At 74.9% G+C, this 21,086-nt stretch carries 18 protein-coding genes and 1 pseudogene; 11 read left to right on the plus strand and 8 right to left on the minus strand.

Features of this window, described 5'->3' with window-relative positions:
- Positions 1-21: 21 nt before the first annotated feature.
- Genes AB0N29_RS09910 through AB0N29_RS09920 form a run of 3 tightly spaced genes read right to left on the minus strand, consistent with a single transcriptional unit; the run spans position 22 to position 3,876 of the window.
- On the minus strand, positions 22-1,191 hold the full coding sequence (locus AB0N29_RS09910) for a serine hydrolase domain-containing protein (protein ID WP_364866272.1): 1,170 nt from the start codon (positions 1,189-1,191) through the stop codon (positions 22-24).
- 32 nt (positions 1,192-1,223) lie between these two features.
- On the minus strand, positions 1,224-3,110 hold the full coding sequence (locus tag AB0N29_RS09915) for an FtsX-like permease family protein (RefSeq protein ID WP_364866274.1): 1,887 nt from the start codon (positions 3,108-3,110) through the stop codon (positions 1,224-1,226).
- Position 3,111: 1 nt separating this feature from the next.
- Entirely contained in the window at positions 3,112-3,876 is a 765-nt protein-coding gene (locus AB0N29_RS09920; RefSeq protein ID WP_364866276.1) for an ABC transporter ATP-binding protein, read from the minus strand.
- Positions 3,877-4,071: 195 nt separating this feature from the next.
- Here AB0N29_RS09920 and AB0N29_RS09925 point away from each other — a divergent pair, with 195 nt between their 5' ends.
- On the plus strand, positions 4,072-4,683 hold the full coding sequence (locus AB0N29_RS09925) for a hypothetical protein (RefSeq protein WP_364866278.1): 612 nt from the start codon (positions 4,072-4,074) through the stop codon (positions 4,681-4,683).
- 753 nt (positions 4,684-5,436) lie between these two features.
- On the opposite strand, the gene AB0N29_RS09930 is transcribed toward AB0N29_RS09925, so the two are convergent.
- The 4 genes from AB0N29_RS09930 to AB0N29_RS09945 all read right to left on the minus strand — a co-directional run bounded on the left by AB0N29_RS09930 (position 5,437) and on the right by AB0N29_RS09945 (position 9,213).
- Positions 5,437-6,795 (minus strand): HNH endonuclease, encoded by a 1,359-nt coding sequence (locus tag AB0N29_RS09930; protein ID WP_364866280.1) that lies wholly within the window; start codon positions 6,793-6,795, stop codon positions 5,437-5,439.
- 261 nt (positions 6,796-7,056) lie between these two features.
- Entirely contained in the window at positions 7,057-7,734 is a 678-nt protein-coding gene (locus tag AB0N29_RS09935; RefSeq protein WP_364866282.1) for a response regulator transcription factor, read from the minus strand.
- A gap of 20 nt (positions 7,735-7,754) precedes the next feature.
- The gene (locus tag AB0N29_RS09940; RefSeq protein ID WP_364866284.1) at positions 7,755-9,002 is read right to left on the minus strand and encodes a histidine kinase; all 1,248 of its coding nucleotides are present in this window, start codon (positions 9,000-9,002) and stop codon (positions 7,755-7,757) included.
- Between the two features lie 79 nt (positions 9,003-9,081).
- Positions 9,082-9,213 (minus strand): hypothetical protein, encoded by a 132-nt coding sequence (locus AB0N29_RS09945; RefSeq protein ID WP_302269362.1) that lies wholly within the window; start codon positions 9,211-9,213, stop codon positions 9,082-9,084.
- A 365-nt stretch (positions 9,214-9,578) separates the two neighbouring features.
- Between AB0N29_RS09945 and kdpA the strand changes: the two genes are divergently transcribed.
- From kdpA to AB0N29_RS09990, 9 genes and pseudogenes are all read left to right on the plus strand, one after another.
- Entirely contained in the window at positions 9,579-11,237 is a 1,659-nt protein-coding gene (kdpA, locus tag AB0N29_RS09950; protein ID WP_364866287.1) for a potassium-transporting ATPase subunit KdpA, read from the plus strand.
- Positions 11,234-13,309, plus strand: a complete 2,076-nt coding sequence (gene kdpB, locus AB0N29_RS09955; RefSeq protein ID WP_364866290.1) for a potassium-transporting ATPase subunit KdpB — start codon at positions 11,234-11,236, stop codon at positions 13,307-13,309. The genes kdpA and kdpB overlap by 4 nt, the downstream gene beginning before the upstream one ends.
- 5 nt (positions 13,310-13,314) lie before the next feature.
- Positions 13,315-13,902 carry a potassium-transporting ATPase subunit KdpC gene (kdpC, locus tag AB0N29_RS09960; protein ID WP_364866292.1) on the plus strand — a complete coding sequence of 196 codons (588 nt, stop codon included), beginning with the start codon at positions 13,315-13,317 and terminating at the stop codon, positions 13,900-13,902.
- Between the two features lie 19 nt (positions 13,903-13,921).
- Entirely contained in the window at positions 13,922-16,471 is a 2,550-nt protein-coding gene (locus AB0N29_RS09965; RefSeq protein ID WP_364866294.1) for an ATP-binding protein, read from the plus strand.
- Entirely contained in the window at positions 16,468-17,148 is a 681-nt protein-coding gene (locus AB0N29_RS09970; protein ID WP_302269373.1) for a response regulator, read from the plus strand. The genes AB0N29_RS09965 and AB0N29_RS09970 overlap by 4 nt, the downstream gene beginning before the upstream one ends.
- A 7-nt stretch (positions 17,149-17,155) precedes the next feature.
- Complete coding sequence (locus AB0N29_RS09975) at positions 17,156-17,341, plus strand: hypothetical protein (protein ID WP_364866297.1); 186 nt, start codon at positions 17,156-17,158, stop codon at positions 17,339-17,341.
- A gap of 60 nt (positions 17,342-17,401) precedes the next feature.
- A complete protein-coding gene (locus AB0N29_RS09980; RefSeq protein ID WP_364866299.1) occupies positions 17,402-17,596 on the plus strand; it encodes a hypothetical protein in 195 nt (64 codons plus the stop codon).
- A gap of 125 nt (positions 17,597-17,721) precedes the next feature.
- Positions 17,722-19,152, plus strand: a complete 1,431-nt coding sequence (locus tag AB0N29_RS09985) for an FAD/NAD(P)-binding protein (protein ID WP_364866301.1) — start codon at positions 17,722-17,724, stop codon at positions 19,150-19,152.
- A gap of 129 nt (positions 19,153-19,281) precedes the next feature.
- Positions 19,282-19,932: pseudogene (locus AB0N29_RS09990) on the plus strand (phosphatase PAP2 family protein); the annotation flags it as partial.
- A 156-nt stretch (positions 19,933-20,088) separates the two neighbouring features.
- On the opposite strand, the gene AB0N29_RS09995 reads toward AB0N29_RS09990, so the two are convergent.
- Positions 20,089-20,598 (minus strand): Lrp/AsnC family transcriptional regulator, encoded by a 510-nt coding sequence (locus AB0N29_RS09995; protein WP_302269379.1) that lies wholly within the window; start codon positions 20,596-20,598, stop codon positions 20,089-20,091.
- 146 nt (positions 20,599-20,744) lie between these two features.
- Between AB0N29_RS09995 and AB0N29_RS10000 the strand changes: the two genes are divergently transcribed.
- Positions 20,745-21,011, plus strand: coding sequence for a hypothetical protein (locus AB0N29_RS10000; protein ID WP_302269380.1), 267 nt, complete (start codon positions 20,745-20,747; stop codon positions 21,009-21,011).
- The last annotated feature ends 75 nt before the right edge of the window (positions 21,012-21,086 follow it).

Genomic DNA, 21,086 nt, shown 5'->3' on the forward strand with positions numbered 1-21,086 from the left:
TGAACCCGGTCGCCGGTCGGTTCAGGACCGGCAGATCGCTGCCTCGACGGTGCGGCTGACGGCCGCCAGCTGCTCGAGGTCGTGCGGCAGCGCGTTGACGGTGACGACGGCCCAGCGGCCGTCGGCGGTCACCAGGTTGCGGGTCGTGAAGCCCTGGATGTCCCCGCCGTGGCCCCAGCCGGTGACGTCGCAGCCGAGCCGGTGCTCGGCCAGGCCCAGGCCGTAGCGCCAGCCCGGGTCGGCGTCGAAGCCGGGGGCGCGCACGGTCTCCTTCATCTCCGCCAGCTGCGCGGCCGGCAGCAGGTCGCCGTCCAGCAGGGCCTGCATGAAGCGGCCGAGGTCGCGCGGCGAGGAGACCAGCTGACCGGCCGCCCAGCCCAGCGAGGGGTCCATCCGGGTCAGGTCGTGCCAGCGGCCGCCCCGCTCGTCGCTGTGGTAGCCGTGGCCGTGGGTCCCGCGGATCCGCTGCTCGCCCGGGTGCGGCCAGTAGGTGTCGTCCAGCTCGAGCGGAGCGACGACCCGCTTGCGGATCTCCTCGCCGACCGGGCGTCCGGTGACGCGCTGGACGAGCATCCCGAGCACGACGTAGTTGGTGTTGCTGTACGCCCAGCGCCTGCCGGGCGCGAAGGCGCGGTCCTCGGCGAGCGCGGCGTCGAGGAGGTCGTGCGGCTCGAAGTAGGTGTGCGCCACCGACCGCAGGGAGCCGCCGCCCTCGATGACCAGGGTGTCGTAGTCGGGCAGGCCGCTGGTCTGCTGGAGCAGCTGGCGCACGGTGATCCGGCGCCCGTCCCCGCCGGGGCCGCGGACGACGCCGGGGAGGTACCGCTCGACCTTCGCGTCGAGGTCGACCTCGCCCTCGGCGACGAGCTGGAGCACGACGGTGGCCGTGAACATCTTGGTGTTGCTCGCGATCCGCACGCGGCCGTCCTTCGGCAGCGGAGCGCCGGTCTCGAGGTCGCCGGCGCCGGCGCGGTAGGTGCGGACCTTCCCGTCCGAGCCGCGCACGGTGGCGACCACGCCGGGGAAGCCGGCCCGGTCGACGAGCCGGTCGAGCCGGCGCTGGAGGCCGGCGTCGCGGCCGGCGTCGGGCTGGGCCGTCGTGGTGGCGGTGGCGGTGGACAGCAGGCCGAGCGGCAGGACCGCGGCCGTGGCGGCGAGGGCGGTGCGGCGGAGCAAGATGGTGGGTGACATCGGGTTCTCCTTCATCGGTGGGATGGGGTGGGTCAGGGGCGGGCGACGCGGGCGGCGACCGTCGGGACGGTGCCGGCGACGCTCACCACCAGCACGAGGCCGAGCAGCACGCCGTACGCCGTGACGTCGAGCGCGGGCACCGCGGCGCCGAGCAGCCCGAAGGACGTGCCGAGCACGGCGGGGACGACGGCGAGGGTCCCGATCGCGACGGCGGCGACGGCGACGAGCAGGGACTCGACGAACGCCATCCGCACCAGCTGGGGCCGGGTGGCGCCGATCCGGCCCAGCAGCCGCAGCTCGTCGCGCCGGCCGGCGGTCGACATCACCAGCGCGTTGCCGGCGCCGAGGAGCACGAAGGCCAGCAGGGCGAGCAGCAGCACGGTGGAGAGCCGCTGCTCGGCGGCGTCGGCGCTGGTGGCCGACGCGACGTACGCCACGGTCGTGGTCGCCTCGAGGCCGGCGCCGTCCAGCGCGGCGGTCGTCGCAGCGGCGTCCTCGGTGTCGACGAGCACGGTGTCGGCGCTGGTCTCGACGCCGAGGGCGGCGGTGGTCGCGGTGCCCACGGTGTAGTCGCCGAAGCCGAGGCCCCGGTCGTAGACCGCCGCGACCCGCAACTCGGTCGTCCCACCGCCGCCGACGCGGACGGCGACGGTCTCGCCCGTCCCGGCGCCGGAGAGCAGCCGTGCGTCGGTGCTGACGGCGACCGTGCCGGGCTCGTCCAGGGCGGCGAGGGAGCCGTCGACGACGTCGGGGTCGTACGCCGCCGGGTCGGTGCCCTCGGCGAGGACGCGCAGCGCGGCGGACTCCCACGACAGGCTCTCCAGGCCGGGGACGTCCTCGTCGTCGGTGCGGACCCGGGCGGGGACCGTGGCGACCGGGGTGGTGCCGGTGACGCCCGGTGCGCCGGACACGGCTGCGAGGCCGGCGTCGTCGAGCCCGTCCGGTGCGGTGACCACCAGGTCGGCGGAGATGCCTGCGGTGAGCTGCTGGACGGCGGCGTCGTGGACGGCCTCGCCGGTGCTGGTCTGCACGGTGCCCACCGCGACGACGGTCGCGAGCGGCACGACCACCGCGGTGAGCCGGCGGGCCGAGCCGCGGGTCGCGGCGAGGGCCAGCCGGGTGACGGGGGAGCGGCGGGCACCGGTCCCGGCGGAGGCGAGGACGCGCTGCACGAGCAGCGGGCCGGCCAGGGCGGCGGCGCCGACCAGCAGCATGGCCGAGGTGGCGGCGGTGGCGCCGCCGACGGTGCCCGGGACCACGAGCGGCGAGCCCGCCGCGACCAGCCCGAGGACGGCGGTCCCGAGGGCGGCGGTGCGGCGCACCCGGCCGACCTCGCGCGGCTCGACCAGCGTCGAGCGCAGCGCGGCGGTCGGCGGCAGCCGCAGGGTGTCGCGGGCGGCGAGCCGCCCGGCGACGACGGCGACCGCCCCGAGGACGAGCACGGCCGAGAGTGCCGGCCAGGGCGAGACGGTCGGGGTGAAGCCGGCCGGGACGAGGGAGGCGTCGACCAGCAACGGGGTGGTCCACCGGGCGGCCACGAGGCCGGCCACGGAGCCGACGGGGCCGGCGACGGCCGTGAGCAGCAGCAGCTCGGCGGTCACCAGGCGGCGTACCTGCCCGTGCGTGGCGCCGACGGCGCGCAGGACGGCGAGGTCGCGCTGCCGGGGCCGCATGGCGAGCACGACGGTGGCGGCGACGACCAGGACGACGACGACCAGCGCGGTGCCCAGGTAGGAGCTGGCGAGCGCGACCAGGGTGGCGCCGTCGGGGCCGCCGTCGACCGACGGCCCGGTGCGGAGGCCGGACTCGACGAGGACGCCGCCGGCCGAGAGCAGGGCCGCCGCGGCGACCAGGGCGAGGAGGGTGCCGACGAGGGATCCGGGGTGCGCGGCGACGGCCGAGCGGGCGAGGCGCCACATGTCAGGCACCCGCCGTCGTGCGCAGGGCGGCGGCGGCGACCAGGTCGGCCGTCGGGTGGTCGATCCGGTCGCGGAGCCGGCCGTCGGCCAGCACCAGCACGCTGTCGGCGGTGGCCGCGACGTGGGGGTCGTGGGTGACCACGACGACGGTCTGGCCGAACCGGTCGGCGGTTTGGCGCAGCGCGGCGAGCACCTGGCGTCCCGTCGCGGAGTCGAGGGCGCCGGTCGGCTCGTCGGCGAACACGACGGTGGGGCGGGTGACCAGCGCCCGGGCGATGGCCACCCGCTGCGCCTGGCCGCCGGAGAGCTCCACCGGGCGGCGCTGCTCGAGGCCACCGAGGCCGAGCGCGGCGACCAGCTCCGCCTGCCAGGCCGGGTCGGTCGGCGCCCCGGCCAGCAGCAGGGGCAGCGCGATGTTGTCGGCGACCGAGAGGTGGCCCACCAGGTTGTAGGCCTGGAAGACGAAGCCGACGTGGCGGCGGCGGAACCGCGTCAGCGCGTCCGGCGACAGGCCGCCCAGGTCGTGGTCGCCGACCAGGACGCGCCCGCTGGTCGGGGTCTCGAGGCCGGCGGCGCAGTGCAGGAAGGTCGACTTGCCCGAACCGGACGCGCCGACGACCGCGGTGAACGAGCCGGCCGGCAGCGCCAGCGAGAGCCCCCGCAGCGCGTGCACCGGCTCGGGGCCGGCGTAGGTGTGGCGGACGTCGTCGAGGAGGACGGCGGTCGCGGTGCGGGTCGTGCTGAGCGTGGGAGTGGGGGTCTGCATCGGTGCTCCTGGGGTCGTCGTGGGGATGTCCACGACGCTAGGAACCGGCGGCCCCCGCCACGAGCCGCCAAAGGACCAACCTGCGCGGTTGCATCCTTCGATGGAGGTGGCCCGCGACGGCCCGCGAACCTTTCCGGAGCCGGCGGCGTCGTACCCGCGAAACCACTCGGAACAGCAACCTGGAGAGGACCTCGCATGACCACGTTCCCGACCCGCCTCGGCACCGCAGCGCTCACCGCGGTGCTGCTCGCCACCTCACCCCTCGGCCTCGTCCCGCGGGCCGACGCCGCCGTCCTGGAGGGCACGCCGGGTCGCGACCGGCTGCCGGGAACGGCGCAGGACGACGTGATCCGCCTGTACGGCGGGAACGACGGCTCGCGCGGGCTCGCCGGTGACGACCGGATCGTCGGCGGCGACGGACGCGACGGCCTGTACGGCGGCGACGGGGACGACCGGGTGATGGGCGGCCCGGGGCGCGACAACCTGTTCGGCGGCGCGGGGTACGACGTCATCGTCGGCGGTGCCGGCGCCGACCAGGTGTGGGCCGATCCCGACGGCGTGGACGACCTGGTGCTCACCGGGGGCGGCGACGACCACGCGCTGGTCTACGGCGGCGACCGGATGCGGGCGGGCGCCGGCGACGACGTCATCCGCCCGACGTCGGTCAACCCGAGGCGGATGGAGATCTGGTGCGGTCCCGGTCGTGACGAGGTGCTGCTGCCCAACGGCGGCGACGTCGGCGAGCCCGACCCCACCCGGCCGATCGTCCACGACTGCGAGGTCGTGAAGATCGACCCGTTCCACTGAGCGCAGCGGCGAGCAGGCAGAGGCCGCCGACCGCGGTCAGCGCACCCGAGATGGCCTCCCACCACGGCTGGGCGTCGTAGGGCCCCACCGCGTAGGAGATGGCGGCGACGAAGGGGGTCGCGAGCACCAGGAAGGTCGCGGACGCCGGGCGCCAACCACGACTGTCGACCGCGAACCGGATCAGGAGGCCCGTCGGGACCAGCACCCAGACGTACGTCGTCAGGCCCGACGCGACAGGCGGGACGATGCTGCCGGCGAGCCCGGAACGGAGCGTGGCGAGCCCCACCGCGGCCACCGCCACCACGGAGCCGAGGAGCGCCGCCGCGGCGACCACGCCCGGGCGACGCCCGGTGAGCGCCCACGGCAGCAGCAGGTAGGCCCCGGCGAGCACGAGCAGGGACCAGCCCGCCAGCTGTGCGGCGTCACCCACGGGTTCCCATGGAGCGCTCGGCGCCACGAAGTCGTAGCGGTGGTCCTGGAGCGGGGAGCAGCGTGCACCGTCGACCTGCCCCCACCCGCAGGCGCCCCCCCAGCGCTGCCACGAGGCGGCGTACATCAGGGCGCCGGACGCGACGAGCAGCAGCCCCGCTCCAACCCTCATCACCCGCAGTCCCACGGCTCACCTCCTCGGGCTGTCAGTGTGCGAGCGCCGGCGCGAGCAGGGAAGGGGTGCGCTCGGCCCGTCGAGGAGCTGGCCGGGCGTGCCTGTGCCCCGCCGGTGGGTTGCTCCGGCGGGGTTGTGGGGTGGGGTGGCTACCGGTCGGGAGGGTCGGTGGTGTCGTGGGTGCCAGGGTCGTGGGTGCCAGGGTCGTGGGTGTCGAGGTCGTGGGTGCCGTGGTGGTCGACGCGGTAGGTCTGCCCGGTGGGGCTGCGCCACAGGTAGGTCCCTGGTTGGGGTGTGTGTTGGTGCCAGCCGGTGTGGGTCTTGGCGCGGTGGTGGCGCCGGCACAGTGGTGCGATGTTCTCGGTGGCGGTGGGGCCGCCCCTGCTGTGGGGGATGACGTGGTCGTCGTCGACCTTGCTGGTGGTGTGGGCGGGGCGGGTGCACCAGGGGAAGACGCAGTGGTGGTCTCGCAGCCGTGTCTGGGCGGAGAGGCGGTCGGGGACCTCGTAGGCCTCGACGTGGATGCGTTCGTTCAGGTCGATGACGGGCTTGACGGTGATGGATGCGCCGTCGCGGGCGGCGCGGGTGCACCACTCGGCGAGCTGGGTGGTGAGCACGAACCCCCTTGTGGCCTCGACCCGGGTGATGCCGTCGAGGACCGGTTCCCCGTCGGGGTCGGGGGCCTGGTGGACGTGGAGGACCAGGGGTGTGGGGTCGGTGTCGAACTGCAGTTGGAGCTGGCGTCGGGCCATGTCGCCGGCGGCCATCGCTCGTCGTGCGCCTTCGGCTTCGGTTGATCCGAGCTGGGCGAGGCGGGCGGCGCCCTTGGTGATCGCATCCTCGAGGTCGAGGGCGTCGGCGAGGTCGAGGGTGCCCCAGATGTCGACGTGGCCGTCGTAGGAGACCTGTCGGGTCTGGATGGTGAGGTGGCGTGCTTCGGTGCGTTCGTGCCGGACCCGTTCGGCTTCCTCGGGGTCGAACCGGACGAGTGCTTCGTCGAGGAGCCGGTCGAGCGCGGCGGGGCCGATGGTGGCGGCGACGGGGGCGACGTGGGCGTCCACGAACCCCGCACCGGCCTTCGGGAGGTGGAGGGTGCGCCGCGCGATGGACCTCGCCTTCCAGGCCGGGAGGGCGAGGTTGGTGACCTTCGCCCAGGTCCGGGGGAGGCGGTAGCGCAGCTCGAGGGCCTCGGCGAGGTAGGCGCGGCCGGCGTCCTCGGACTTCCCGATCCCGGCGGCGAACTCGATGACCGCGAACTCGCTCACCAACGGCGCACCCTCACCGGCCAGGCCGATCGCCTTGTCACCAAACCCCTTCAGTGTCGACCACGCCGAGGCGGTGCTGACCGATCCGCCAACCGATTCGGCGGGGTGCATCACGCACCACTGCACCGCCGCCTGGAGCAGCTCGGCTTCGGCGGCGTTCGCGGCGCGTTGCTTGGCCCGGGCGAGGCGCAGCACGTCGGCTGGGGTGTCCAGCGGGTGCTCAAGCGTCACGGTGAGCGCCATGACCACATTCTACTCGCACACCTGTTCGAATGGAAGGTTCGTGCGCACGGTTGTGGATTGGCGTCGGGCGTCTCGACGACGCTCGCTGCTCGATCAGCAGTGCGCCGGCGACGGCGCGCGACCCACGCCGTACCTGTCCTCTAATTGCTTCCTCCGGCGACCACCCACCTCCCGCAGGCCGCAGGTCGGCCGCCAGGGGTCTCGACGACGCTCGCCAGGGCTCGCTGCTCGACCAGCGTTCGTCGGCGTTCGCTGCGTGCGTCAGTCGGGGACGTCGACGACCTTGTTCTGGTAGGCCCAGACGGCGGCCTGGAGGCGGGAGCGGACGCCGAGCTTGGGGAGGATCCGGGCGAGGTGGGACTTGACGGTGGAGACCTCGAGGACGAGCTGCTGGGCGATCTCGTCGTTCGACATGCCCTGCGCGAGCAGCAGCACGATGTCGAGCTCGCGTGCGGTGAGCAGGTCGGTCCCCCGGGCGACCGTGACGGGCTGGCTGCGACGGCGCTCGAGCACCTCGCCGACCACGCGCTTGGTGAGCGAGTCGTCGAGCGTGCCGTTGCCGGCGGCGACGGAGCGGACGGCGCGGACGAGCACCTCGGGTTCGGCGTCCTTGAGCTGGAAGCCGGCCGCACCCGCCTCGAGCGCCCCGAACAGGTAGTCGTCGATCTCGAACGTCGTCAGCACCAGCACCGGCACCGGGTCCTCGACGCCGGGCCCGGCCAGGGCGCGGGTCGCGGCGATGCCGTCCATGACCGGCATCCGGATGTCCATGCAGACCACGTCCGGGCGCAGCCGGCGGGCGACCTCGACCGCCTCGCGGCCGTCGACGGCGGTGCCGACGACCTCCATGTCCGGCTCGGAGCCGAGCAGGGTCACCAGGCCCGCGCGCACCAGCGCCTGGTCGTCGGCGACGACCACCCGGACCACAGGACCACCCACAGGACCACTCGCAGGACCAGTCACGCGACCTCCCCCTCCCGCGGCAGCCGCAACCGCACCTGCCACCCGCCATCATCGGTGGGGCCGACGTCGAGGTCGGCGCCGGTGAGCGCGGCGCGCTCCCGCATCCCCACGAGACCGAAGCCCCCGGCGGCTCCCGGCGACCCGGCGGACCCCGCCGCCGCGCCGTCGGCCGGTCCGTTGCGGACGACCACCTCGACGACCCGGTCGTCGCGCGCGTCGACGGTCACCGAGCAGGCCGCCCCCGGGGCGTGCCGGGCGGCGTTGGCGAGAGCCTCCTGGACGGCGCGGTACGCCGCGAGCTGGGCCAGCGGGCCGACCTCGCGGGCCGCGGCCTGCTCGTCGCCCAGCACCGCCAGGGCGACCTCGCGGCCGGTGGCGGCGACGTCGGCCACCAGGGCCCGGACGCCGGCCAGCGTCTCCGGGCGCGCGTCGGAGGCGGGGTCGCCCTCGCGCAGCAGGCCGACCAGGCTGCGCAGGTCGCGCAGGACCGACCTGCTCTGCTGGCGCACCTGGCGCGCGGCCTCCTGGGCGCCGTCGGGGTCGGTCAGGACCTGGCGCTCGAGGGCGGAGGCCATGACGGCGATCCCGGAGAGGTGGTGGGCGGCGATGTCGTGCAGCTCGCGCGCCATGGCGGTCCGCTCCCGGTCGACGGCCGCCCGGACCAGCGCGCTCTGCTCGCGGGCGACCGCGCGCCGCTCGTCCTCGCGGGCCCGCCGGCTCTCGCGGACGGCGGCCACCCAGCTCGCCACGACGAGCACGAGGGCGAGCGTCCCGACGGTCTGGACGACCGCCAGCCCGATCGCGCTCCCGACGGCCAGGCCGGAGTCGCGACCGGCGAGCGCCCCGCCGGCGGCGACGAGCACCGCGGTCACGGCGAGAGCCGGGACGAGCGTGCGCAGGGGGCGGGTGGTCACCGCGACGTACACGGCGAGCACGACCGCCAGGGTGGTCAGGCTGGTGGCGTCACGCGCCCCGGCCAGGGCGACGAGCGGGGCGGCGACGCCGGTCGCGACCAGCACCGTCCGCGGCCGGAGCCGGGCCCGGGCGAGCGCCCCCGCCTGCGCCAGGAGGGCCACGACCGTGACCCACCACGCCGTACCGCCGGTCGCGGGCAGGGCGGCGGCGTCCTCGGCCTCGAGCGCGGTCGTCGCCAGGAGGGTGCCGACCGAGACGACCGCGCAGCCGACGGCGAGCAGCGCGGCGCGGCGGGTGCGAGGGCTCGGTCCGTGCGGCGACGTACCCACCCCCTCGTCCCCTCGTCCGGCTCCCCGCCGGTGCGCCCGGCGAGCCCGGCGAGCGTAGCGAGCGCCCGGTGCGGCCGGCTCAACCGACGAGGACGCGCATGAGGATCGCGAGGACGGCGGCCAGCGAGCCCGCCGCGGCGAGGAGCAGCACGCCGCCGTACCGGCCGAGGGTGACGAGGCCGGTGTTCAGGGAGGACACGAAGGAGGACATGTCCTCGACGCTAGGTCCGCGCAGCGCCGCCGGAAGGCCCTTGACGGGTCCTTGACGCCCCCGTGACGCCGACCTGACGCCCCGTCCGAGGCACCCCGCCGACGCGCCCCGCCCACACCCGCCCGCGACCCGCCGACACCCGCCCACGCCCGCCCACGCCCGCGGGACGAGCCGGGCTGTGGCGCGGCCGACACCGTCGGCAAGACGGCGTCAACGGCCGTCAAGAACGCGTCAAGACGGCGTCCGGGGCACCGCGGCGGGTCTTGTCTGGGCCGCATGAGTCTTGAGAGCGGCCTTCTCGTCGCAGCAGTCGTCGCCATCGCGGCCTACCTGCTCGCGGCCCTGATCCTCCCGGAGCGTTTCTAGTGTCCGACACCGTCGCGGGGCTGCTGCAGGTAGCGGCCCTCGTCCTCCTGCTGGCACTGGTGCACGTGCCCCTCGGCGACTACATGGCCCGGGTCTTCACCAGCAGCAAGCACCTGCGCGCCGAGCGCGCGCTCTACCGCCTGACCGGGGTCGACCCCCAGGCCGACCAGACGGCCAAGTCCTACGCCGTGAGCGTGGTCGGGTTCTCCCTCGTCAGCCTCGTGGTGCTGATGGGGATCCTCCTCGGCCAGGCGTACGTGCCCTTCGACCGGGACCTGCCCGGCATGGGCTTCTGGATGTCCTTCAACACCGCCGCGTCGTTCGTGGCCAACACCAACTGGCAGTCCTACGGCGGTGAGTCGACCCTCGGCTTCGCCGCCCAGATGGCCGGCCTGGCGGTGCAGAACTTCCTCTCCGCAGCGGTCGGCATCGCGGTCGCCGTCGCGCTGGTCCGGGGCTTCACCCGGGTGCGCAGCGGCCGGATCGGGAACTTCTGGGTCGACCTCACCCGCGGCACGCTGCGGATCCTGCTGCCGATGGCGTTCCTCGCGGCCGTCCTGCTGATGGCCGGCGGCGTCGTGCAGAGCTTCTCGGACTCGACGATGGACACCCTCGCCGGGCACAGCCAGGTGCTGACCGGTGGCCCGGTGGCCAGCCAGGAGGCCATCAAGGAGCTCGGCACCAACGGCGGCGGCTTCTACAACGCCAACTCCGCGCACCCCTTCGAGAACCCCAACGGCTACACGAACCTGCTCGAGATCTTCCTGATGCTGGTGATCCCGATCAGCCTCACCCGGACCCTCGGCACGATGCTCGGCAACCGCCGGCAGGGCCTCGCGGTCCTCGGCACAATGGTGTTCCTGATGGCGGTCTCCCTGACCGTCCTCACCGCGGCCGAGGCCGGCGGCCGCGGCCAGTCCGCCCAGGCGGCAGGTGCGGCGATGGAGGGCAAGGAGACCCGGTTCGGCGAGTGGGCCTCGGCCCTCTTCGGCATGGTCTCCACCGGTACGTCGACCGGCGCGGTGAACGCCTCGCACGACTCCTTCACCCCGACCGGCGGCGGCTCGGTCATGGTCAACATGATGCTCGGCGAGATCACGCCCGGCGGCGTGGGATCCGGCATCTACGGCATCCTCGTGATGGCCGTCGTGGCGGTCTTCATCGCCGGGCTGATGGTCGGCCGCACGCCGGAGCTGTTCGGCAAGAAGATCGGCTCGCGGCAGATGACGTACGTCGCCCTCTACACCCTCACCACCCCCGCCCTCGTGCTCGTCGGCACCGGCGTCGCGATCTCGCTGGGCTCGACGCCCGGCGCGATGGCCAACCCCGGCGGCCACGGCTTCAGCGAGGTGCTCTACGCCTACACCTCCGGCGCCAACAACAACGGCAGCGCCTTCGGCGGCATCACCGTCACCTCGGACTTCTTCCAGATCAGCATCGGGCTGGCGATGCTGCTCGGCCGGCTGGTCCCGATCGTCCTGGTGCTGCTGCTCGCCGGCTCGCTCGCCGAGCAGGCCACGGTGCCGACGACCGCCGGCACCCTGCCCACCCACAAGCCGCTCTTCGCGGCGCTCCTCGTGGCCGTGATCCTCGTGCTCACCGGCCTCACCTACTTCCCCGCCCTGTCCCTCGGACCCATCGCAGAGGCCCTCGCATGACCGTCACCCCAACGCCGGCGCAGCAGCACCGCCGTCCGGCTCCCCGCCTCACCCTGCGCCTGCTGGCGGGCCAGGCGCTCGAGCAGCTCCCGGAGGCGCTGCGCAAGCTCGACCCGCGGCACCTGTGGCGCTCGCCGGTCATGTTCCTCGTGTGGCTCGGGTCGGTGGCGACCACCGTCGCCGCCGTCGCCGACCCCAGCGTATTCGCCGTCAGCCTCACGGTCTGGCTCTGGCTGACCGTCGTCTTCGGCAACCTGGCCGAGGCCGTCGCCGAGGGGCGCGGCAAGGCGCAGGCCGCGTCGCTGCGGGCCGCCCGGAGCGACACCCAGGCGCGCCGGCTCGACCCCGCGGGCGGTGCGGAGACGCAGGTCCCCAGCACCCAGCTCCGCGTCGGCGACCTGGTGGTCGTCGAGGCCGGCGAGGTCGTGCCCGGTGACGGCGAGATCGTCGAGGGCATCGCCTCGGTCGACGAGTCGGCGATCACCGGCGAGTCCGCCCCGGTCATCCGCGAGGCCGGCGGCGACCGCAGCGCGGTCACCGGCGGCACCACGGTGCTCTCGGACCGGATCGTCGTCCGGATCACCGCCGCCGCGGGCGAGACGTTCCTCGACAAGATGATCGCCCTGGTCGAGGGGACCTCCCGGCGCCGTACCCCCAACGAGATCGCGCTGTCGATCCTCCTGGTGAGCCTGACGCTGGTCTTCCTCGCCGCGGTGGCGACGCTCGCGCCGATGGCGGAGTACGCCGGCGCGCCGCAGGACCTGGTGGTGCTGGTCGCCCTGCTGGTCTGCCTGATCCCCACCACCATCGGCGCGCTGCTCTCCGCGATCGGCATCGCCGGCATGGACCGGCTGGTGCGGGTCAACGTGCTGGCCATGTCGGGCCGGGCCGTCGAGGCCGCGGGCGACGTCAGCACGCTGCTGCTCGACAAGACCGGCACGATCACCTACGGCAACCGGCGTGCCAGCCGGTTCCTCCCGGCGCCGGGGGTCAGCGACGGCGAGCTGCGCGACACCGCCCGCCTGTCCAGCATCGCCGACCAGACGCCCGAGGGGCGCTCGATCGTGGAGCTGGCCCTCCAGCAGGGCGCCGACGACGGCGACCTTCCCTCCGGGGCGACGTTCGTCGAGTTCACCGCCCAGACCCGGATGTCGGGCGTCGACCTGGCCGACGGCACGGAGGTCCGCAAGGGCGCCGCGACCGCCGTCGCGACCTGGCTCGGCGGCACGCCGGAGCCGGCCGTGACCGACGCCGTGGAGGAGATCTCGCGCGCCGGCGGCACGCCGCTGGTCATCGCCTGCAAGCCGGGCGGCGCCGCGGGCGGCCCGGGCCGGGTGCTCGGCGTCGTGCACCTCAAGGACGTCGTCAAGGACGGCATGACCGAGCGGTTCGCCGAGCTCCGCTCGATGGGCATCCGCACGGTGATGATCACCGGCGACAACGCCCTGACCGCCCGTGCCATCGCCGACGAGGCGGGTGTCGACGACTTCCTCGCCGAGGCCACGCCCGAGGACAAGATGGCCTACATCCGCAAGGAGCAGGCCGGTGGCCGGCTGGTCGCGATGACCGGCGACGGCACCAACGACGCCCCGGCGCTGGCCGCCGCGGACGTCGGCGTCGCGATGAACAGCGGGACGGCGGCGGCCAAGGAGGCCGGCAACATGGTCGACCTCGACTCCGACCCGACCAAGCTCATCGACATCGTCGCGATCGGCAAGCAGCTGCTCATCACCCGCGGCGCGCTGACGACGTTCTCCATCGCCAACGACGTGGCGAAGTACTTCGCGATCATCCCGGCGATGTTCGTGGTGGCCTACCCCTCGCTCGACGCGCTCAACATCATGGGGCTGGCCACGCCGCAGTCGGCGATCCTCTCGGCGGTCGTCTTCAACGCGCTGGTCATCGTCGCGCTCATCCCGCTCGCCCTGCGCGGCGTGCGGTTCCGCGCCGCGTCGGCCACCGCGATCCTGCGCCGCAACATGCTCGTCTTCGGTGTCGGCGGCGTCGTCGTGCCGTTCGTCGGCATCAAGCTCATCGACCTCGTCGTCTCCACCATCCCAGGGATCGGCTGACCACCATGCTCACCACACTGCTCACCGACCTCGCCCGCCAGAGCCTCGCGGGCCTGCGTCTCCTGCTCGTCCTCACCGTCGTCCTCGGCATCGGCTACCCGACCGCCGTGTGGGGCGTCGGCCAGGTCCTCGGCGACCGCGCCGCCGGCCAGCCGGTCACCCTCGACGGCGAGGTGGTCGGGTCCCGGCTGCTGGGCCAGCAGTTCGAGGACGACGAGCTCTTCCGCTCCCGGCCCTCTGCCAACGACCACGACAGCCTCGCGTCCGCGCCCAGCAACCTCGGCCCCTCCAACGAGGACCTGCTGGACCTGATCGCCGAGCGCCGCGCCGAGGTGGCCGAGCGCGAGGGCGTCGACCCGGCGGAGGTGCCCGCGGACGCGGTCACCGCGTCCGGCTCCGGCCTCGACCCGCACATCTCCCCGGAGTACGCCGCGCTGCAGGCCCCGCGCGTCGCCCGCGCCGCGGGCCTGGACCTCGCGGAGGTCGAGGACCTGGTCGAGGAGCACACCGACGGCCGCGGGCTCGGCTTCCTCGGCGAGCCCGGGGTCAACGTGCTCGAGCTCAACCTCGCCCTCGTCGAGCGGCGGGGGTGACCCCGGCAGGATGGAGCCCGTGGAGGACGGCGTGGGCGGCAGGGGGGACGGCGCCGCGCGCCCCGAGCGAGGCCGGCTGCGCGTCTACCTCGGCGCTGCGCCGGGCGTCGGCAAGACGATGGCGATGCTCGACGAGGGCCACCGGCGCCTCGAGCGGGGCACCGACGTGGTGGTCGGGTACGTCGAGACCCACCAGCGGCCCCGGACGGTCGAGGCCGTCGAGGGGCTCGAGGTGGTCCCGCGCCGCACGATGACCTACCGGGGCATGGCGCACGAGGAGATGGACCTCGACGCCGTCCTGGCCCGGTCGCCGGCCGTGGTGCTCGTCGACGAGCTCGCCCACACCAACGTCCCCGGCAGCCGCTTCGAGAAGCGGTGGCAGGACATCGAGGCGATCCGGGCGGCGGGCATCGAGGTCGTCACGACGGTCAACATCCAGCACCTGGAGTCGCTCAACGACGCCACGGAGGCCATCACCGGCGTCCGGCAGCGGGAGACCGTGCCGGACGAGGTGGTGCGCTCGGCGGACCAGATCGAGCTGGTCGACATGAGCCCGCAGGCGCTGCGCCGGCGGATGGCGCACGGCAACGTCTACGCCCCCGAGAAGGTCGACGCCGCCCTGGCGAAGTACTTCCGCGAGGGCAACCTGACCGCGCTGCGGGAGCTGGCCCTGCTGTGGCTGGCCGACCGGGTCGAGGAGGGGATGGAGCGCTACCGCAGCCAGCACCGCATCGACTCCACGTGGCCGGCGCGCGAGCGCCTGGTCGTCCCCGTCACCGGCGGCCCGGAGTCGGCGACGCTGATGCGGCGCGCCGCCCGGATCGCGTCGCGGGGGTCCGGCACCGAGTGGCGGGCGCTGTACGTCGCCCGCAACGACGGGCTGAGCGCCACCTCGCCGGACCGGCTGGCGGCGCTGCGGGCCAAGGCCGAGGACCTCGGCGGCACGCTGCACACCGCGGTCGGGGACGACCCGGCCGAGGCGATCCTCGCCTTCGCCCGCGCGGAGAACGCCACGCAGCTCATCGTCGGCGCCAGCCGGCGCGGCCGGGTCTCCACCCTGCTGCGGCCCGGCGTGGGGGAGCGGGTGATCGCCGGGGCGGGCGACATCGACATCCACATCGTCACCCACGACCACGCGCGGGCCCGGACGACGTGGCGGCCGCCGGAGGCGCTGAGCCGGCGCCGCCGCCTGGCCGGGTTCGTGCTCGGCGTGCTGGGGCCGCTGCTGGTCAGCGCCCTGCTGGCCTGGACCGACGAGGTGCACGGGCTGCCCACCGAGGCGATGGTGCTCATGGTCGTCGTGGTCGCCACCGCGCTGGTCGGCGGGCTGTTCCCGGCCGTCGTCTCCGCGGTGGGCAGCGGCGTGCTGCTCAACGTGCTGTTCACCCCGCCGCTCTACACGCTCACCATCGACGAGCCGGAGAACGCGGTCGCGATCCTGATCTTCGTGCTGGTCGGCATCGCGGTCGCCACCGTGGTCGACACCGCTGCGCGGCGCACCGCCCAGGCGGTGCGGGCGCGCGCCGAGGCCGACGCCCTCACCGCGCTCTCGCACAGCCTGCTGACCGCCAGCGACGACCTCGACGGGCTGCTCGCCTCCTCCTGCGAGCTCTTCGGTGCCCGTGGGGCCGCCGTCCTGCGCCGCGGCGACGACGGCGCCGAGGAGGTGGTCGCCGGGCACGGCGACGTGCCGACGACGCCGGAGGGCGCGGCCATGGTCGCCGCGATCGACGAGCGCACGACGCTGGTGCTCGCCGGCGCCGACCTCCCGGCGACCGACCGTGGGCTGTTCAACGCCTACGCGGCGTACGCCCGCGTCATGGACGACCGCCGCCGCGCGACGTCCGCGGAGGTCGAGCGGCTGCGGCTCGCCGAGACCGACCGGACCCGCACCGCCCTGCTCGCCGCGGTGTCCCACGACCTCCGCTCGCCGCTGGCGGCGGTGAAGGTCGCGGTCTCCACCCTGCGGACCCCCGAGCTGCGGCTGTCCGACCAGGACCGCACCGACCTCCTGGAGACGATCGAGGACTCCACCGACCACCTCGCGGCACTGGTCTCCAACCTGCTCGACATGAGCCGGCTGGCCACCGGCACGCTGCGGGTGGCCCTCGCCGAGGTCTCGCTCGCCTCGGTCGTGCGCGGCGCCGTCGGGGTGCTCGACGGCGGCGGCCGGGTCCTGGTCGAGGTGGCCGACGACGTCGCGGTGCTGGCCGACGCCGGCCTCCTCGACCGGGTGGTGGCCAACATCTGCGACAACGCGCTGAAGTACACCCCGCCCGAGGCGGGGATCCGGATCGACGCCGCCGTCGGGCCCGAGCGGGTCACCCTGCGCATCGCCGACAGCGGGCCCGGGGTCGGCGGCGAGGACCACGAGCGGATCTTCGCGCCGTTCCAGCGGCTCGGCGACGTCCCCGGCAGGGACGGCGTCGGGCTCGGGCTGGCCGTGGCCCGGGGCTTCACCGAGGCCATGGGTGGCACGATCAGCACCGAGGAGACGCCGGGCGGGGGCCTGACCTTCGTCCTCGAGATGCAGGCGCCGGTCCCAGTGCCCTGCGAGGAGCAGCCATGACCTTCGTCCTCGTCGTCGACGACGACCCCGCGATGCGTCGCACCCTCTCGATCAACCTGCGCGCGCGTGACTACGAGGTCGAGACGGCGGCCGACGGTCGCTCGGCCCTGCAGGTCGTCGGGGAGCGCGAGCCCGACGTCGTCCTGCTCGACCTGGGCCTGCCCGACCTGGACGGCACCGCGGTGCTGCGCGGGCTGCGGGCCGTGAGCCAGGTCCCGGTGATCGTGGTCTCGGCGCGCACCGGCTCCGACGACAAGGTGGAGGCCCTCGACCTCGGCGCCGACGACTTCATCACCAAGCCGTTCTCGGTCGAGGAGCTGCTGGCCCGGGTCCGGGCGGCGGCCCGGCGGGCCGGCACCGCGGAGCCGCCCCTGCGCGTGGAGGTCGACGGGCTGGTGCTGGACGTGACCGACTCCCGCGCGCTGCGCGACGGCGTCGAGGTCCACCTGACCCCGATCGAGTGGCGCATCGTCGAGCAGCTGGTCCGCGGCGGCGGCCGGCTCGTCCGCCAGTCGACGCTGCTGCACGAGGTGTGGGGGCCGGCGTACGCGCGGCAGACGAACTACCTGCGCGTGCACCTGGCCAGCATCCGCCGCAAGCTCGAGGCGGACCCGGCGCACCCGCGGCTGTTCACCACCGAGCCCGGCATGGGCTACCGCTTCCACCCGGCCGGGTGACTCGGCGGTGGGCGAGCGCGCCGAGCGGCTCCTGCTGACCGTGCTGGTGGTGTCCAGCCTGGTCGTCCTCGTCGGACAGGTCCAGGACGGGGACGTGCTCCGGGCGGTCGCGTGGGCGGCCGTGGCGGTGTTCTGGCTCGTGCTCGCCGTGCGCCGGTGGCGCGCGCCGGGCCCCGCCGGGCGCGCGGAGTAGCCGCGCACGCGGCTCCTCGTCGTCCGGGGCGCCCGGGGGCGGTGCCGTACGGTCGCCGGCATGGACTGGAGAGGCAGGGAGTCGACCCCGGCGGAGAACGGGCTGGGCGTGGGCGCCGCGCTCGGCATCGGGCTCTTCGTGATGACCGGCAACGCCGCCTTCGTCGCCATCGGCATCGGGGTCGGCCTCGCGATCGGGGCCGGCGCGGGATCGAGCCGGAAGCCGCGCACGGACCCCGTCGACCCGGAGCGGTAGGGACGTCCACGACGAGCGGCCGACGCGCCGGGCCGCCGGCCGGTGCTGTCACCAAGTCGCTGGAGTAGAGTGAACAAGGTGACTTTGGAACACGTCGTCCCGTCCTCGCTCCGGAGGTCCCGCTGATGCGCGTCGTGGTCGTCGGCGGCGGCGCGGCCGGATCGCTGGTGCTGCTCCACCTCGCCCGCGGCGCGGTGGCGCACCGGGACGGGCGCGGGGGCCCCCTCGAGCCGGTCGACGTGGTCCTGCTGGACCCGGGCGAGCAGGTCAGCGGCGCGGCGTTCAGCACGACCGACCCGCGCCACCTGCTCAACGTCCCGGCGTCCGGCATGTCCGTGGACGCCGAGCACCGCTTCGACTTCGTCGACTGGTGCGTGACCCAGGGCCTGCTGGCCGAGGGGGCGGCGCCGTACTGGTTCGCACCGCGGCGCGAGTGGGCGCGCTACCTGCGCGAGCGGCTCGCGGCGGCCCTCGCGGACGCCGGCGACCTGGTCTCCGTGCGGCACGTGCGGTGCGCCGCGACCGCCGTCGACCGCGTCGGCGACGGCGTCCGGGTGACCCTCGCGGACGGCGCCGTCGTCGACGGCGACCGGCTGGTGCTCGCCACCGGGCTGCCGAGCGTCGGCGAGGACTGGGCGCCCCGCGACCTCACCGGCCAGGAGCGGTACGTCGCCGACCCCTGGCTCCCCGGCGCGCTCGCGCCGGTCGTGGACGGTGGCGGCGACGTCGTCGTGGTCGGGACCGGCCTGACGATGGTGGACGTGGCCGTGAGCATCCTCGGGTCCTCGCCGGAGCGCCGCGTGGTCGCCTGCTCGCGCGCCGGCCGGCTGCCCCAGCCGCACGCCGGGAGCTACCTCGGCGAGGTCGTCCCGGACGTGACCGGCTGGGGCGGCACGCTCGCCGAGGTGCGCGCGGCGGTCGCCGAGCACCTCGACGACGTCGTGGCCACCCGGGGCGACTGGCGACCCGCGGTCGACGGCATCCGCTACCGCGTGGCCGACCTCTGGGCGCGGCTGGACGCCGCCGACCGGGCGACGTTCCTCCGCGAGGTGGCGGGGACCTGGGGGGTGCACCGACACCGGATGCCCCCGTCGACCGCGTCGGTGGTCGACGAGGCCGCCGAGGAGGGCCGCCTGGAGGTCCGCGCCGGCGGCGTCGTCGGCGTCGAGCCCGCCCGCGACGGCTGGGTCGTGGAGCTCGCCGGAGGCGAGCGGGTCACCGCCCGCTGGCTGGTCAACTGCACCGGCCCGCGCTCGGACCTGCGCCGCCTCGGCGACCCGGTCCTGGACTCGTTGCTCGGGCTGGACGGCACGTCCGCCCTCGCCGCGACCGACCCGCTCGGCCTGGGGCTCGCGACGCTGGACGGCCGGGTCGTCGACGCGACCGGCGACCTGCAGCCGGTGTGGACGCTGGGCGCCCTGCGGCGCGGAGAGCTCTGGGAGTCCACGGCGATCCCGGAGATCCGGGTCCAGGCGGCCCGCGTGGCCGCCGACCTGCTCGACGAGGCCGTGAACGCCGCGGCCCCGCTCGGGCGGCTGCAGCACCAGCCCGGCTGAGCGGGCCGTTCCGGCGTTGCACCGGGCTGGTGACCAAGCAGACGGGTGTCCGCCCTGGACGGACCGGGCCGGGCGAGCCCACAGTGGGAGGTCGACATCGCCGTCCGCACGGGAGCCCGCCGCCACACCATGTCCGCCGTCCGCACCGACCTCGCCGCCGAACCGACCGCCCCTCCGAGCCGGTCGCGGCTGCGACTCGTCCGGGACGCGGCCGCCGAGCTGCTGCTCGTGCTGGTGCTCTTCGGGCTCTACAAGGCGGGCCGCGGGCTGATCGCCGGCCGCGAGTCCCTCGCGCTGCAGCACGGGGAGCTCGTGCACCACGCCGAGACGGTCCTGCGGCTGCCGTCGGAGGCGGCGATCCAGGCGGCGGTGGCGTCCGAGGCGCTGTTCCGGGCGGCGAACAGCTACTACACCGCCGTGCACTTCCCGTTGATGGTCGCGTTCCTCGTCTGGGGCTTCGCGCGCCGCTCGCGCGCGGAGTACCGGTGGGCCCGCAACCTGCTGACCATCCAGACCGGCGCGGCGCTGGCCATCCACACGCTGTTCCCGCTCGCGCCGCCGCGGATGTTCCCCGAGCTGGGGTTCGTCGACACGATGACGCGCTTCGGCCCCTCGCCGTACGAGGGCGCCAGCGCGGACGTCGCCAACCAGTTCGCCGCCATGCCCAGCCTCCACGTCGGCTGGGCGGTGCTGATCGCGTACGTCGTCGCGCGGACCGGTCCGCGGTGGCTGGCGGTCGTCGCGGCCGGCCACGCGGTGCTCACCACCGCGATCGTGGTGGTGACGGCCAACCACTGGTGGCTCGACGCGATGGTCGGGGTGCTGCTGCTCGTCGTCGCCGACCTCGCCTCCGGACCCTGGACCTCCGGCCCCGCTCCGCCCAGGACGCCGCGACGGCCCACGTCCCCTGACGGGGGTCGAGGCGGATCCGGCCGCTCACCCGCCCGGGGCGGTGGGGGTGGAGCGTCCCCAGCCGGCGGTGCGGGTGAGCTTGTCCAGCAGCGGCTGCACGCGGTGGGGGACCGGGGTGGCGACGGTGAACGTCGAGGTGGTCTTGCGGACGCCGTCGATCGCGACGATCGAGGCGGTCAGCTGCTGCAGCTCCTCGAGGGAGGCGATCGCGACCTGGGCCAGGAGGTCCTCGCGGCCGGCCTGGATGCGGACCTCCAGCACCTCGGGCAGGGCGCTGAGCCCCTCGACGATCGCGCCCATCAGCCGCTGGTCGATCTCGAGGGTGACCGTGGCCCGCACCGGGAGCCCCACGCGGGAGAGGTCGATGACCGGTTGGAAGCCGAGCAGGATCCCCTCGGTCTCGAGCCGGCGCATCCGCAGCTGCACCGTCGTGCGGCTCACGCCGAGGGCCGAGGCGAGCTCGGCGACGCCGACCCGGGCGTTCGCGGTGAGCCGGGCGAGGATCTCGACGTCGAGACGATCGATGGTTGGCACGGTGACCACTTCCGTCCGGCTCGGGGAGCGCCTGGTTGGCAGGATGCACACTAGTCGCGCGCTGGCTTGACCTCTCTGCAGCGCCCTCGCACGCTGAGGCCTCCAGATCGCCCGGCGGGAGCCCCCGCCGCACAGAGGGAGCCGCCATGACGATGACGCCGACCCGGACGACGCCCGCCTGGGAGCGGCTCAGCGTGGTCTTCGACGCCACCTGCGACGCCCCGCTGCTGGTGGTCTCCTCCCTGATGGCGCGGCGCGCGCTCGACGTCCGCTCCGCGTCGCTGGTCGAGGACGACGGCGGCCGGCTGCGCTTCGAGGCGGTGGTCCGCGGGCGCGACCAGCGGGTGCGCTCGGTCCTCTGCGCGCTCCAGTCCCGGGCCGGCGTGCTCGACGCCGAGGTGGCGCCGGCGTGACGAGCGCCTTGTCGGCGGCGACAGACAGGCGCCGCCGAAGTCGTGCGGCTCGACCAACACGGCGGCGGGGGCGGC

It is taken from the genome of Nocardioides sp. NPDC092400 (genome assembly GCF_040684155.1).
GTDB lineage: Bacteria > Actinomycetota > Actinomycetes > Propionibacteriales > Nocardioidaceae > Nocardioides.

Excerpts from the sequence above, each read along its gene's own strand:
- AB0N29_RS09910 (WP_364866272.1), bottom strand. The coding sequence starts at position 1,191 with ATGTCACCCACCATCTTGCTCCGCCGCACCGCCCTCGCCGCCACGGCC.
- AB0N29_RS09915 (WP_364866274.1), bottom strand. The coding sequence starts at position 3,110 with ATGTGGCGCCTCGCCCGCTCGGCCGTCGCCGCGCACCCCGGATCCCTC.
- AB0N29_RS09920 (WP_364866276.1), bottom strand. The coding sequence starts at position 3,876 with ATGCAGACCCCCACTCCCACGCTCAGCACGACCCGCACCGCGACCGCC.
- AB0N29_RS09925 (WP_364866278.1), top strand. The coding sequence starts at position 4,072 with ATGACCACGTTCCCGACCCGCCTCGGCACCGCAGCGCTCACCGCGGTG.
- AB0N29_RS09930 (WP_364866280.1), bottom strand. The coding sequence starts at position 6,795 with ATGGCGCTCACCGTGACGCTTGAGCACCCGCTGGACACCCCAGCCGAC.
- AB0N29_RS09945 (WP_302269362.1), bottom strand. The coding sequence starts at position 9,213 with ATGTCCTCCTTCGTGTCCTCCCTGAACACCGGCCTCGTCACCCTCGGC.
- kdpB (WP_364866290.1), top strand. The coding sequence starts at position 11,234 with ATGACCGTCACCCCAACGCCGGCGCAGCAGCACCGCCGTCCGGCTCCC.
- kdpC (WP_364866292.1), top strand. The coding sequence starts at position 13,315 with ATGCTCACCACACTGCTCACCGACCTCGCCCGCCAGAGCCTCGCGGGC.
- AB0N29_RS09970 (WP_302269373.1), top strand. The coding sequence starts at position 16,468 with ATGACCTTCGTCCTCGTCGTCGACGACGACCCCGCGATGCGTCGCACC.
- AB0N29_RS09980 (WP_364866299.1), top strand. The coding sequence starts at position 17,402 with ATGGACTGGAGAGGCAGGGAGTCGACCCCGGCGGAGAACGGGCTGGGC.
- AB0N29_RS09985 (WP_364866301.1), top strand. The coding sequence starts at position 17,722 with ATGCGCGTCGTGGTCGTCGGCGGCGGCGCGGCCGGATCGCTGGTGCTG.
- AB0N29_RS10000 (WP_302269380.1), top strand. The coding sequence starts at position 20,745 with ATGACGATGACGCCGACCCGGACGACGCCCGCCTGGGAGCGGCTCAGC.